This window comes from Pseudomonas sp. DW-iso3 (genome assembly GCF_058725305.1).
Genome location: NZ_JBZXDZ010000009.1, coordinates 82018 through 95744 on the forward strand (window position 1 = coordinate 82018; position 13727 = coordinate 95744).

Annotated in this window: 10 protein-coding genes; 8 read left to right on the forward strand and 2 right to left on the reverse strand. The window is 48.5% G+C overall.

Features of this window, described 5'->3' with window-relative positions; translation table 11 throughout:
• Positions 1 to 22 precede the first annotated feature (22 nt).
• From AC4PS7_RS24530 to AC4PS7_RS24550, 5 genes are all read left to right on the forward strand, one after another.
• Positions 23 to 1648 carry a DNA cytosine methyltransferase gene (locus AC4PS7_RS24530; RefSeq protein WP_492179803.1) on the forward strand — a complete coding sequence of 542 codons (1626 nt, stop codon included), beginning with the start codon at positions 23 to 25 and terminating at the stop codon, positions 1646 to 1648.
• A gap of 218 nt (positions 1649 to 1866) precedes the next feature.
• Positions 1867 to 3333 carry an ATP-binding protein gene (locus AC4PS7_RS24535; protein WP_492179805.1) on the forward strand — a complete coding sequence of 489 codons (1467 nt, stop codon included), beginning with the start codon at positions 1867 to 1869 and terminating at the stop codon, positions 3331 to 3333.
• On the forward strand, positions 3330 to 6071 hold the full coding sequence (locus tag AC4PS7_RS24540; RefSeq protein ID WP_492179806.1) for a Z1 domain-containing protein: 2742 nt from the start codon (positions 3330 to 3332) through the stop codon (positions 6069 to 6071). The genes AC4PS7_RS24535 and AC4PS7_RS24540 overlap by 4 nt, the downstream gene beginning before the upstream one ends.
• Positions 6061 to 6993 carry a PD-(D/E)XK motif protein gene (locus AC4PS7_RS24545; RefSeq protein WP_282396337.1) on the forward strand — a complete coding sequence of 311 codons (933 nt, stop codon included), beginning with the start codon at positions 6061 to 6063 and terminating at the stop codon, positions 6991 to 6993. The genes AC4PS7_RS24540 and AC4PS7_RS24545 overlap by 11 nt, the downstream gene beginning before the upstream one ends.
• Positions 6994 to 7010: 17 nt before the next feature.
• A complete protein-coding gene (locus AC4PS7_RS24550; protein WP_492179807.1) occupies positions 7011 to 9098 on the forward strand; it encodes an AIPR family protein in 2088 nt (695 codons plus the stop codon).
• 781 nt (positions 9099 to 9879) lie between these two features.
• On the opposite strand, the gene AC4PS7_RS24555 is transcribed toward AC4PS7_RS24550, so the two are convergent.
• Both AC4PS7_RS24555 and AC4PS7_RS24560 read right to left on the reverse strand, forming a co-directional pair.
• The gene (locus tag AC4PS7_RS24555) at positions 9880 to 10149 is read right to left on the reverse strand and encodes a hypothetical protein (RefSeq protein WP_492179808.1); all 270 of its coding nucleotides are present in this window, start codon (positions 10147 to 10149) and stop codon (positions 9880 to 9882) included.
• Between the two features lie 201 nt (positions 10150 to 10350).
• Positions 10351 to 11205 carry a helix-turn-helix domain-containing protein gene (locus AC4PS7_RS24560; RefSeq protein ID WP_492179809.1) on the reverse strand — a complete coding sequence of 285 codons (855 nt, stop codon included), beginning with the start codon at positions 11203 to 11205 and terminating at the stop codon, positions 10351 to 10353.
• Positions 11206 to 11362: 157 nt separating this feature from the next.
• Between AC4PS7_RS24560 and AC4PS7_RS24565 the strand changes: the two genes are divergently transcribed.
• The 3 genes from AC4PS7_RS24565 (at position 11363) to AC4PS7_RS24575 (ending at position 13685) form a co-directional block, all read left to right on the forward strand.
• A complete protein-coding gene (locus AC4PS7_RS24565; RefSeq protein ID WP_021492923.1) occupies positions 11363 to 11911 on the forward strand; it encodes a GNAT family N-acetyltransferase in 549 nt (182 codons plus the stop codon).
• A 144-nt stretch (positions 11912 to 12055) separates the two neighbouring features.
• Positions 12056 to 12493, forward strand: a complete 438-nt coding sequence (locus AC4PS7_RS24570; protein WP_492179810.1) for a GNAT family N-acetyltransferase — start codon at positions 12056 to 12058, stop codon at positions 12491 to 12493.
• Between the two features lie 166 nt (positions 12494 to 12659).
• A complete protein-coding gene (locus AC4PS7_RS24575; protein ID WP_044287915.1) occupies positions 12660 to 13685 on the forward strand; it encodes a hypothetical protein in 1026 nt (341 codons plus the stop codon).
• Positions 13686 to 13727: the final 42 nt, after the last annotated feature.

Consider the following 13727-nt stretch of genomic DNA (forward strand, 5'->3'; position numbering starts at 1 on the left):
TTACCTTTGGCAGATGTAGCTCATGAATTGTAACAACCCTTTACAGGTCGTGGATCTCTTCGCTGGCCCTGGCGGCCTTGGTGAAGGTTTCTCTTCACTCAATGAGGGCAGAAGCTTTGATGTATTAGTCTCAGCAGAAATGGACCCGTTCGCTCGATCTACGCTAAGACTCCGTGCATTTTATCGAGCGCTGAAAAAAAACAATCCAGCAGCCCTTGACGACTACTATTACTACTGCGAGACGGGTGGGGCATCACAACCTTGGACTTCGAACAGCGCCAAAGAATGGCAGCATGCCGATAAAGAGGCCCGCCAAATTAAACTAGGGAGTGCGGAGGGGAATGCCGAGCTAGACCGCATCCTAGAAGCGAGACTAGATACCAGTAAACCTTGGGTATTAATTGGTGGCCCCCCTTGCCAAGCTTATTCAATAGTTGGACGAGCACGCAACAAGGGAAATGCAGAATACAAAGCGGAAGATGACCACCGCCACTTCCTCTACCGGGAGTATCTTCGGATAATTCAGAGCAAGCGTCCTGCAGTATTTGTGATGGAAAATGTCAAAGGGATTCTTTCCTCGAAGGTTAGCGGCACTCAAATATTCCCACAAATACTCCAAGACTTAGCTGACCCTGATGCCGCATTAGGTATCAAAGGCGGATGTGGTACGAAATATAAAATCTGCTCCTTGGTCTCTGATGACATATACGAATCAGGAATGTCGCCAGATTCAATTGACTTTAGCAACTTTGTAATACGCGCTGAAGAATATGGCATTCCACAAGGTCGCCACCGGGTCATTTTGATCGGTGTTTCACAAGATTACATTGGCGAGGTAAACGAGCACAAGCTTGAAACTGCCGAACCAGTTACAGTTGGAGACGTAATCGGAAACCTTCCGCCTCTACGAAGTACGCTGTCGAGGGGAAGCGACACTCCAGACAAGTGGTGCAGTGAAGTTTTAAATCACCTAGACACATTATATGCAGACCTGATTTCCTCTGGGAAGCAGGATCCAAACTTAGAGATGAACCTTAAAATCTTCCGAGATTCATTTTCGGGAGGCCGGTTGAATAATGGCGGATTGAGAGTAAGAAAGACAACCTCTTGGAGTGGCAAAACAAAATCGGGCGATTTGGATTCGTGGTTTACAGACGACAGGTTAAACGTCTGGCTCAACCATGAAGCTCGAAGCCACATGAGTGCAGATCTCAAGCGATATGTATATGCCTCCGTCTTCGCACAGGCTCACCATGTCTCTCCAAAGGGCCATCAAGAATTCAATCTTCCCGGATTGGCTCCTGACCATAAAAACTGGGAAAGCGGTAAATTTAGCGATCGTTTTAGAGTACAACTTAACAACCAGTACTCCTCAACGATAACAAGCCATATATCGAAAGATGGCCATTACTTCATCCATTATGACCCTAATCAATGTCGCAGCCTGACTGTTAGGGAAGCAGCTAGATTGCAAACTTTCCCAGATAATTATTTTTTCCTAGGCAATCGCACGCAGCAATACCATCAAGTTGGGAATGCTGTCCCACCTCTTCTTGCAAGTAAAATTGCCGAACTAGTAGAGCGTATAATTAAGGGCGGGGCTATAAGTCCGGAGCATGCTGGAGTAGTGGATTCGATGATCATCTAAGTGATGACTAGGCAGGTCCAAAGCAGTGGAGGCTGAAAATGAGGCTTGCATCATAACCAGTTTTATGCGACGAATAGTGGCCAATAGATGTCACGCCCTGCCGCCTGCGGCTTGTGCCCCACGGTAGAGGGACTGTAGGAAATCAACGCGAGCCCTTGGGGGGTAGGAATGTTGTTGGAGAGAGTCTTGGTTACCTTTTGTACTAGGAGACTGGTGCGATGATAGAGGTTCAGCACCCTCCCCACGCAGCGTCACTGCTCGAATCAATGCGGTCAATTGGCTACACCTTGGATTCGGCGTTGGCGGACTTAATTGATAATAGTATTTCCGCCCATGCCAAAGAGATCCACATCGAGTTCCGCCCTACTGACAACCCTTACATCGCGATAATAGATGACGGAAAAGGAATGTCGCATGAGGTATTGCAGAGCGCAATGCGACACGGCAGCAAAAACCCTCTTTTAGAGAGGGGGGAAGACGATATGGGTCGGTATGGCTTAGGGCTCAAGACAGCCTCCATATCACAATGTCGCCGGATGACTGTCATTTCCAAACAAGATGATGATATCAACGCATTTTGTTGGGATCTCGATGTCGTTATCGAAAAAGGCGCTTGGGTCATGCTTCAGCTTGAACTTTCAGACTGCCAAGCCTTACCTCACTTTAGTCAGCTAGAAAGTAAAAAATCAGGAACGATGGTACTGTGGCAAGAACTCGACAAATTGCTTGTTGGGGAAGCAGATCCAGAAAACGCATTGGGAACAAAAATGCTTGCGGCCCGCGAGCATCTATCACTTGTTTTCCATCGTTTCCTAACAAAAGAAGGGAGCAAGCCAAAAATATCAATGGCTCTCAACGGTTCTGCAGTTGTTCCGTTTGACCCTTTCTTGGCCAATCATAAAGCTACTCAGCCTCTGGACGAGGAGAAGTTTTCCGTCGAAGGCAAAAGGGTCGTAGTCAAACCTTTTATTTTGCCGCATATGAGCAAACTTAGTAGCAATGATGTACAGCTAATCGGCGGGAGCGAAGGCTTTCGAAGCCAGCAGGGATTCTATATATATAGAAATAGAAGACTGATAATTTGGGGAACTTGGTTTCGCCTAGCAAGAAAAGACGAGCTAAGTAAGCTTGCGCGAGTACGGGTGGATATCCCCAACACACTTGATCACCTTTGGACTTTAGATATAAAAAAATCGGCCGCTCATCCGCCTGAGTTGGTTCGGCAAAACTTAAAACGCACAGTGGACAGAATCAGATCCGTCAGCGGCAGAACGATCGCTTTTAAGGGTCGCAAAATCTCTGACTCTGATGTCGCCCCTGGCTGGAACGAAGTTCTCGATAGATCAGGTGTTAGATTCGATGTAAATCGAAACCACCCACTAATTTCAGAGTTCTCAAAATCTCTTGACAAAGAAGGAAGAGCACGATTCAACCTAGTTTTAGGGGTTATTGAGAGCTCATTCCCTGCGGACGCCTTATACAACCGTATGGCAAGCGACGTCCGACCTGATTTCGCAAGTGACAGTGCGGTCGAAAATATCAACGATATGATTTCGACAATTATAGTAAATATGCCAGCAGATTCGCCGGCTAGAAGGCAACTGCTAATGTCGCTTCATTTAATAGAACCATTTAATCTATATCCAGAACTAACAAAGAAAATTGTTGAGGAATATAACTCGTGAGTGAGACGTCAAGGATGGTACTGTCAGCGAATGCTCGTCGCTTGGAATTGGGAGTTATCACAGCCCTAACAGTTGATGGAGTTCCAACCGAAGGGGCCATCTTTGACTTGGCGTCCACTCTAAGGAGTATACCGCCCTACACTGTCACGGACGACGAGTTCGAAGTAGTTATTAAGAAGCTTCATGAAGCGCTCACAGTTGACATGGGATTAGGGGACTGTGTTTATGATGAACACAATCCTTGGCTGAGAGCTAAAAAAGCTGCAATCGAACCATTTTATTGGAGTCGCTACCAAACCGATCTTTTGAAGCAGGGTTGGGGACCCAAAGTTGTTAACTCGCTAGATAAGGTAACGGATGAGATCCTAGATTTGATGGGAGATCCATCAGGTCGCACAGGATGGCCGCGCCGAGGTTTAGTAATGGGCGACGTGCAGTCGGGGAAAACCTCTAACTATACAGGTTTGATTTGCAAGGCGGCAGATGCGGGGTACAAATTAGTAATTCTGTTGACAGGGACGCTAGAAAGTTTGAGAAGACAAACTCAGGAACGTTTAGACTCTGGGTTTGTAGGACTGGATAGCTCGGGCGTCGTAAACAATCGAAAGCGCCATCGCAAAGAAATTGGCGTTGGATTAATCAATGGTGCACGCTCAGCGGGTGTCTTTACATCTACAGTAGTAGATTTCCGGGCGGCAATGGTAAACCAACTTGGATTTAGGTTAAACGACTACAGAGAGCCTGTTCTTCTTGTAGTTAAGAAAAACAAGCGAATCCTCGAAAACCTGGTGGAGTGGCTGGTTAATTATAATGCTGGCTCCGGCGGAAACATAGACATCCCCCTTCTGCTTATTGATGACGAGGCGGACAATGCCTCTATCAATACAAACCCCAAAAAGGCAACTGCTATAAATGCGGGGATCCGTGGACTGCTGAAAGTTTTCCCGAGATCCAGTTATGTAGGGTTTACCGCAACTCCGTTTGCCAACGTATTCATCAACCCTGAAACAACGAATAATGTCGAGGGTGACGATCTATTCCCTCGCGATTTTATTTACACATTAGACGCGCCTACAAATTATGTTGGGGCAAGCCGGATTTTTGGCGAAAACTCCGACCTAAAGTGCTTAAACGTTATCGATGATGCCGAGGATTACTTTCCGCGCGGACAGGCCTCTGACAGCGTGGTGGAGGGCGTCCCGCCATCGCTTAAAGATGCGATCACATGCTTCTTCTTAGTTAACACGCTAATGGACATTCGTGTTGGAATGCCAAAGCATAGATCCATGCTAGTAAACGTTAGTCACTTCACCTTGATACAAAATCAAGTCCGAGACATCCTCGATCATGAAGTCCGGCTGATGCAGGGAGACATTCGAAATTACGCTTCCCTACCTTTCGATGAAGCCATACGTAATAACTCCATTAAATCTCTATACAACGCATTTCAGAGAAACTTCTCCAACCTAGAAATAACGTGGCAGCAGGTTCAAGCCCAACTTTCAGCTTCTACGATGCCGATTCAGACTACTGCAGTAAACCAAAAAAGCGGGCCGGCCAGCTTAGATTATACTGCCTACAAGGAACACGGCTTGAGGGTAGTAGCAGTTGGTGGCAACAGCCTAGCGCGTGGTTTGACGCTCGAAGGGTTGTGTATTAGTTACTTCTACAGAACAACTCAAATGTATGATGCTTTACTTCAAATGGGAAGGTGGTTCGGCTATCGATCCGGTTACGAAGATCTATGTAAAATCTGGATGACTGAAGAAACAGCAGATTGGTATGCACATATTTCAGAGGCAACTGACGAGCTTCGTAACGAAGTGCGTCGAATGCAGAACTCTCGCCTCAAACCAATCGATTTTGGACTTCGCGTGAGATCTCACCCTGAGTCTTTACTCATTACCGCCAGAAACAAAATGAGGGACTCAGATGAAATCGTCCAGATAATATCTATTACTGAAGAAAGCTTGGAGTCGCCCCGCTTACTGAAAGACCCCTCGATAGTTTCCTCAAACTACAAGGAGGCGCAGAGCTTTATACGATCAGTAACAACCAGTCCTGATTCTAAAAAGATGGAAGATGGCGCCTTCCCCGTATGGCGGTCCGTACCGAAGCAACTGGTCGTAAAATTCCTGAAGGCCTTCATCAATCATCCTCTTAGCGTAAAGCTGCAAACATCTAGCCTGGCTGATTTTATTGAAAAATCCACCGACCATAAGCTTGATTTTTGGGATGTGGCTTTACCCACGGGCAGCGGCAGCTCGATTAAATTCGCAGAAGAGTTAGAGGTAAAAAGAAGGGTCCGCAAGATATCTATTGATGACAATATAAAAGCCTTGCTTGTTAACGGGACTAAACTGCGGGTGGGATCAGCGGCCGATGAGAAGGCAGGATTGTCAAAGCCTGAAATCGAGGCAGCAGAGATTAGGTATAGAAGCGAAGCCAAAAAGAGTATCCAAACAATTCCGGGCAAAGCATACACTGCCGTCAGACAGGCACCGCTATTGCTAATCCACTTGATTGAGCCCAGAAACGAAGAGGGAAAAGAAAGTAAGTTTCAACTGCCGTCCGATTGCGAAGCGCTTGTAGCCATAGGCCTAAGCTTTCCATCCCTTGATATCAGCAGTCATCGTGTAGCTTATCGCATTAACCTTGTCGAACTCCGAAATATGTTGTCCGGGGATAGCTCCTCAATTGATGACAACGATGATGAGGAAGACGATGATGACGAATAAAATCAAACTTATTTGGGACACAGTGAAAGCAGAAGCGGTCGGATCAGGATTTCGCAGGGTTGACGTGGAACACATCCTTGATTTCTACGCAGGTGTGGATTCATTGGGTCGATTCACTCTATTGTTGATTACGCAAGAAAATCCCGGCGTCGACTTAGAACTTCAATCAGTGAAAATACACACTGTACTCCGGGAAGATGGCCGATGGTCTCTACTATTCATTCTGGAAAAACCAGATCTTTTTGAGCTATTTCGATTGTTCTGTGAAGATTTGATTGCATCTTCACGCCAATGCTCCGACAAGTCTAATGGCCTTCCGTTCGTTTTAGCGCGTCTAGTTAGCTGGCGCCTGCTGTTCGAAAGAGGCAACCTAGAAACCTTGAACGAATCTCAAGTCCGGGGGTTGAGCGGCGAACTTCTTCACCTCAAATCACTTATTGAGATGATCAGCGCGCCTGCAGCTATTCAGAGCTGGAAGGGGCCTGATCGGGCTGATCAAGATTTCCAATTTGAGAAGCTGGCTTGGGAAGTAAAAACTGTCTGGCCATCAGTAAACGAGGTGACGATTGCATCTGAAAGACAGCTCGATTATACCTACCGCGAATTGCAGCTTGTTGTTGTTCAGCTGGGAAGCGGAGCAGAAAGCACAGCTAATGGCTTTACGCTGAATCAGCTGGTTGACGATATCCGAAAATCACTTAAGTCAGACTTCGAAACTTACTCAGCCTTTGAAAACTGCCTATTGAGATGTGGGTACTCCACACACCCGGAATATGACAACCAAGTGATGATATTGTATAGCACCTCCCGTTATAAAGTAGTTACTGGCTTCCCTTGCATCCGACCGCAAGATTTGTCGCCAGGTCTTAGTAGTGTAAAATACAAGCTAAACCTTAATAACTGCACAGCCTTTCAAATCTAGCGCACGGGTCAGTTCATATGGATCTTGATACTTTCCATAAAGATTTTATAGAGGCCGTTCGCTCAAAAGCGGAGTCTTCACGTGATTTTATCCGCACTGCTTTTGTAGAGGACTGCGGAGATAGACTCATAGAGGCTGAAGAGCTTCTTTCCTTTGAAGTTTGTAGATTTGAAGGTGTTAACGGAAAACGCAAAAAGCTGCGCATCGACGGCTACGCATTTGATGAAGCAGACAATTCAATGGCGCTACTAGTCGCTGATTTCTTCAATGAAGATGAAGTTGCCTCATTCGTTACTTCCGATGTCAAGGCTGCAATTGGTGATTTGCGAGCCTTCCTAGAGGAAGCATTGGACGGGAATTTGACTGACGGTAGCGTGGACGAAAGCCAACCAGGCCATGGTTTTGCATGTGACCTAATGGATTGGCATTCAAAGATAACTAAATATCGCTTCTATTTCGTCAGCGACGCCATGCTGAAAACTCGCCAAAAAGGCTGGCCTGAAGAGCAAGTGAGAGGAACCCCAGTCGAGTTTCATATCTGGGATATCGGAAGATTCCATTCAGCTTATATATCAGCTACAGGACGGGATGATCTTGTGGTTGATTTCTCCTCAATTGGAAGCAGTGGACTGAAATGTCTTGCTGCAGCCGAGTCCCATGGGGACTATAGCGCCTATCTCTGTATGATTCCCGGGGACACCTTGGCAGACATTTACGACATGTACGGCAGCAGATTGCTTGAAGGGAACGTTCGAACCTTTCTCAGCACTAAAGGGAAAGTTAACGCAGCTATTCAAAACACTATACGCAATCAGCCTGAGATGTTCTTCGCCTTCAACAATGGAATTGCAGCTACTGCTGAAAATGTCGAACTTGAAGAAGATGCGGGCGGGGTGCGCATTCGAAGCGCCGTTAACCTGCAAATCGTGAATGGTGGACAAACCACTGCATCATTAGCGTTTGCGAAGAGAGGCGGTGCTGCCCGCAAAGAATGCTTGGACCTCTCGAAAGTTATGGTGCAAATGAAGCTTTCGGTTTTGCCTCCAGAAAAAGCAGGTGAGTTAACGCCAGAAATCGCACGTTACGCGAATAGCCAAAACAAGGTAAGCGACGCAGACTTTTTCTCCAACCATCCGTTCCACATTCGACTTCAAGAGTTTTCCCGTAGGCTGTTTACCTCACCAAGCGGCGGTGCTCAGTATGGTACACACTGGTTCTATGAGAGAGCTCGCGGCCAATATCTAAATGAGCAAGCAAAACTATCGACTGCCCAAAAAAATCATTTCTTAATGCAAAATCCAAAAAGTCAGCTCTTCACAAAGACTGATGTTGCAAAATATGAGAACAGCTGGCGGGAGCAGCCTCATAGAGTAAGCATGGGTGCTCAAAAAAACTTCATATTCTTCGCCGACACCATCTCCAAGTCATGGACATCGGATGGCAAGATCTATAATGAAGAATATTTCCGTAAGATAGTTGCTTTAGCTATAATCTTCAGAAAAACAGAAGCCTTGGTCAGTCAGCAGCCGTGGTACCAAGGAGGGTACCGAGCGAACATTGTCACGTACTCAATCGCTAAGCTGCACAACTTAATATCTGAAGATGCACTTGGCAAACAGCTTAACTTTAGGACAATTTGGGACTCACAAGCTGTCCCACAATCGCTATGCGAACAATTGTGCATAATTTCAGAAAAAGTCTTCCATGTGCTAACCGATCCTGACAGGCCTAAAGACAACGTTACTGAATGGGCAAAAATGCAGGCGTGCTGGGAGCAGGTGAAGGATACAAAAATAAGCTTAGTTTCAAACGCCGATGAATTCCTCCAAGAAGTGCGCCAATCTGTCGAGGAAGGTAAAAAATCCAAATCGACACAAAAGACTGATGACAGCATTCAAGTTCAGATCATGGTCGTTGACTTACCTGGCGCTGAATGGACTCGACTATTAAACTGGGGAGTTAAAAAAGAAAAGCTTTCTCCTCGACAGATAAATCTATTAAAAATCGCCGCACAAATACCACACAAGCTCCCTACAGAACGCCAATGCATCGAACTTTGGAAGCTACGTGGAGAACTAATCAAAGATGGCTATCTTGCCCTTTAAATAAAGAAGAAAGGTAAAAGTGGAGAGCTACTGCTTTTACCTTTTTATCTAAGCCCGCTTAAATCCATATATATCTGAAAATATGTTCTGCTATTTTTTGATTACCACGTAGCTTTATCCCCCCTAAGATGGCCGAAGCCACACTGGAGAGCACCGTTCGTGTACCGGGCCATAGCGGACACGCAGTCGCATCGTGCATGCAGCAGGTATATCCGATGAGGCAATTCACTAGCATTCAAGATTAATTAGCGTGCTGCGCATCATTTCATACAGCTGGAATAAATTTGACTCAGCGGTTAATCGAGTAGGAAAGCTATACCCTCGGCATTCCAATCAGTATTCCAGCACAAAATGATTACTGGAAATAGTATTACTGATCAATGCCTTACCCGCTCCGTTCAAATTACCCCGGCACTTCAACGAAAAAAGACGTCCAAGGACGTCTTTTTTGTACCTGTAACTCAGTAAGCTCATAGGCTTATTTGCCTTTTAGCCTCCGTAGGCGATCATTTACCGATCGGCTCAGCCAGTCTGAATTGCACACCTGAGCAGCGTGAAGAACCATGCATTTCGTCGCTCAATACCTTGCAATCACAGCCTTTCGCCTATAGCCGACCGAGCGAGGTGTTAACCTCAGATCCAAGTCTATTTTCACCCTTATGGGTACTTTCGCCATGATCAACGGCCACAAGCATTCAAAAGACCTTAGCCTTGCGGAAATGATGGGCCTTAAAAGCAGCTTACGTGACCGCCAGGTTGATGCTGTCTATGCAGCTGACCCTCAGATGCTTGAAATGGCTGCTGTCCGTGCCAAAGCGGCCCTTCGCGGCAACTCTGCTGTAATCGCTCGCCCACTAAGATTCTCTGCGCTTAGCAACTGATGCCCGACGCGGTAAACGAAGACGCTCCGCTCCGTGTCTGGCCCACCCCAAATGGAGCGCAGTTCGTCTTCGTCTTTGAAGAAATCTGGAAGGACGCCAAACAGGCTTTCTAGAAACTGCGCAGCAGACATTGGCTTGCCATCGGCGCTGAGAAACAAGGTCGTCATCATGTTTTTGATCCGGCGCGCCGAGCCTTTGCTTAACCTGATCTCCCCCGCTCGAATACCGAATTTCCCGCGCGGCGGCCGAGGGGTTCAGGTACCAGATCGATAGCTCATGAGCCCCGTGGCAAGGGCACTCATGCCCTCGCCGCCCGGTGTCGGGATACGTCGGAGGTCCAACCGATCCAGCGCCCGATTCACCACCGCAGGTCACTCATGGCTCTCCTTCTCCCTCTTGTGCTTACGATAATGGGAAAGTGAAATCCCCGTTTGGCGCTTGAAGTAGCGACACAAGTAAGAGGCGTCGGCGAAGTTCAGTTCGTCGGCCACACGGCCAATAGCCAAGTCACTGTATGAAAGGAGCGCCTTGATTTCCAAGGTTACCTGCCGATCGATCAGGCCCTTGGGAGTGTCATTGAAAAACGCTTTGGTCAACTGCGACAGGTAGAACGGCGTGATATTCAGTGCGTCAGCGTAGAACTTCACATCCCGGTTGCGGATGCAGTGTTTACCTATCAATTCCCAGAAGCGCCAACTGAGCATTTCCTTCCGGCTGAATCCACGGTTTTCTATTTGGTTGGCTGGAAGTTGCTCGGCTATTTTCAAAAAGAGGTTCTGCAGCTGATTGCGCAACATGATGCGTTGGTAAGAGGGACAGGTCTGCGCAATATTCCGCATCTGCGTCACCCACCCGTCTATCAGTGGCATGTCGTCGTTGGATGGAACGCAATGGGGATGGTCATGCAGAAAGACGAACAAACTATTTGGCAGCGGGTAGGCAACCTCCGCTGCAAAATCTTTCGGCATAAGGCAGAAAAAAACCTTGAAGCGGCGCGAGCGACGTTTGAGCAAGGCAATGGTGTCCTCAGCCAGCAACATCACTCCTCCGCGCCTGACCGCATGCTCTTTGAAGTTTAGAGTGAAGTGGGCACTACCGGAGAGGCATACCAGCAACGTCAAGTAAGCATGACCGAAAGAGAGCGGTAAACCTTGCCCTTGCGCTAGCGTGGTTTCTCCCATCCGCATCGAATCGTCAGGAACGGAAAGTTTCGGAATGTGATGCATAGTGCCCCAGCGCTATAACAAACAATAGCCATCATCGTATCAGCGCTTGGCGCGGTTGTTGCGAAAAGTACCGAAGAAGCCGAGGTACTGGCGTGTACCGATGGCCTGTCTGCCAATACTCTATCCCGAACGCACCCATCCACTCCGAGTACGGGATATGACACTTAAAACAGAACGACTCTTGCTGCGCCCCTGGCAGGACACAGACGCCGCCGATCTATACGAATATGCCAAAGACGCCCGAGTCGGTCCCATCGCTGGCTGGCCCCCGCACACCAGTGTGGAGAACAGTGCCGACATCATCCGCACAGTCTTCAATCACCCAGAGGTGTATGCGGTCGAATTGAAGGAAAATCGCCGTGCTGTTGGTTGTGTGGGCATTCTCATAGGCAGCAACAGCAATTTTGAAATCAGTGAGCAGGAAGGGGAAATAGCCTACTGGATCGGCGTGCCGTACTGGGGCAAAGGTCTGATTCCGGAAGCCGTGCGTGAAGTGATGCGACACGCTTTTGAAAACCTGAACCTCAAAGCACTGTGGTGTGGTTACTTCGCCGACAACATCCAATCCCATGCTGCCCAATCGAAGTGTGGGTTTCGCTTTCATCACACGGAAGAAAACAAATACAACCAGTTCCTCCAAGACTATCGCACAGAGCACATTAGCCGGATCACCTACCAGGAATGGCTGGAATATTCGAAAGTGTAAGAGCACAAACCGAAGAGGGACTAGAACCTTACCTGGGGTTGTACGAAGAACTGGCCTCCCTTGATACACCGTTGCCATTCAGGTGCGGTACACACCCATAAAACATTAATTCAGCTCGATCATCACCCTCATTCAGGCGACGCGATGGAAATCTCACTCACCCAGATAACGCAACAAAACTATGAGGCCATTTGTGAACTGGAGGTCACTGAAGAACAAGAGGACTACGTGGCTAGTAATACTTGGTCGCTCGTTGAAGCCGCGTACAACCCGGGCTACTTCACACGCGCCATCATTGCGGATGAAGAGGTCGTAGGCTTTTTAATGTGGGTGCAGGAATCAAAAGGAAAAGTCTCTATCTGGCGCTTTATGGTGGACAAAAAACATCAGCAGAAATCCATCGGTAGAGCAGCGCTGGGTCTCGCCCTGCATGAAATAAGACAGATCGAAGAGTTGAAAGAAATTGAGATTTGCTACAACCCCAACAACGTCGTCGCCAAAGGATTTTATTCCAGTTTTGGCTTTATCGAGGTTGGCATGGATGCAGACGGCGAAGATATGCTGGCGAGGATCATCATGTGAACGTCGCCAAATACACGCCGATCGGCACGATTTCTTGCCAACGTATTGAGAACGAAATCCACGCGTTCCGGCAGGTAATGCTTCGGGTGGGAGTCCCTCTCTGGAATCCCACCGCACTTCCCATTACCCTGATCCCCTCTATCAGACAACCGGAAGTCCGATACCCGTGTTCAAGCCACTCGCCGCTCTCGCTCTCGCCTGCACCCCTCTGCTTGCAACCGCCGCCGACCTGGCCGGTGTCTGGACAGGCACTCTGGGGAAATCGGCGATTACTGTCTGTTTCAACGGGCCCCACGGCGCCAATGGCAGTTATTACTACCAACGGATCCTCACCCCCATTCAGCTGACCCAAGCCAACGCCAGCGAGCCTTGGGTGGAAGAAGGGCAAACCGGTTTCTGGCAGTTGGACGACCCACAGGACGACCTATTGACCGGCACCTGGAGCAAAGCCTTGGGTGGCAAAAGCTTGGCGCTGATGCTGAAACGCGCGGACACGGACGGGTGCGCCAGCGACACTTACAACAACCCGCTTGAGGCCACGCCACCGGCGGTGAAGGTTGAGAGGAAGACGTTCGCCGAACATGCCTACCAGGTGAAAACCCAAGGTGGGCAGGTCATCCTCAAACTTGAAGGCGACACGGAGGCCATCGATAAGATCAACCGGGATCTCGCACGGATGGCCATCAACCCGGACGGACAGACCGATTTCTATAGAGAGCGGCGCAACTCACTGGACCAGGGCGGCAGCACCACGACCAGCGAGATTACGGTGGAACCGGTCTACTGGTCATCACAGTGGATCACCGTGCGTTTCTATCGCTGGTCGGCAGGCTACGGACGCGGAGGCATCAGTTGGGGCCTGCACAGTTGGAACCTGCAAACCGGTAAAAAGGTCGATCCCTGGACGTGGCTGGGAGGCGAGGAGCAATGGGACGGCCCCTATTCCGGCCAGGTCAAACTGCCCGCAGCGTTCAGCGCATGGCTTTCCAAGCAAACCACCGTCGACGAAGGCTGCCCGGCCGTGACCAGCTATTCCACCTTCGACTTGAGCTTCAACACCCAGGGTCTGCAACTTTCGACACCCGCCCAGGGCGATGGCTGTGATAACGAACTGAGCTTTACGTGGGAGCAATTGGAGCCGGTGCTGACAGCCCAAGGCAAAGCAGCGATACCCAGCTTGAAAGCGCCATAACGGCCTAATCAGCCTTACAAAAATCCAACACTCGTTCACGAA

Excerpts from the sequence above, each read along its gene's own strand:
- AC4PS7_RS24530 (WP_492179803.1), top strand. The coding sequence starts at position 23 with ATGAATTGTAACAACCCTTTACAGGTCGTGGATCTCTTCGCTGGCCCT.
- AC4PS7_RS24535 (WP_492179805.1), top strand. The coding sequence starts at position 1,867 with ATGATAGAGGTTCAGCACCCTCCCCACGCAGCGTCACTGCTCGAATCA.
- AC4PS7_RS24545 (WP_282396337.1), top strand. The coding sequence starts at position 6,061 with ATGACGAATAAAATCAAACTTATTTGGGACACAGTGAAAGCAGAAGCG.
- AC4PS7_RS24550 (WP_492179807.1), top strand. The coding sequence starts at position 7,011 with ATGGATCTTGATACTTTCCATAAAGATTTTATAGAGGCCGTTCGCTCA.
- AC4PS7_RS24555 (WP_492179808.1), bottom strand. The coding sequence starts at position 10,149 with ATGATGACGACCTTGTTTCTCAGCGCCGATGGCAAGCCAATGTCTGCT.
- AC4PS7_RS24560 (WP_492179809.1), bottom strand. The coding sequence starts at position 11,205 with ATGCATCACATTCCGAAACTTTCCGTTCCTGACGATTCGATGCGGATG.
- AC4PS7_RS24565 (WP_021492923.1), top strand. The coding sequence starts at position 11,363 with ATGACACTTAAAACAGAACGACTCTTGCTGCGCCCCTGGCAGGACACA.
- AC4PS7_RS24570 (WP_492179810.1), top strand. The coding sequence starts at position 12,056 with ATGGAAATCTCACTCACCCAGATAACGCAACAAAACTATGAGGCCATT.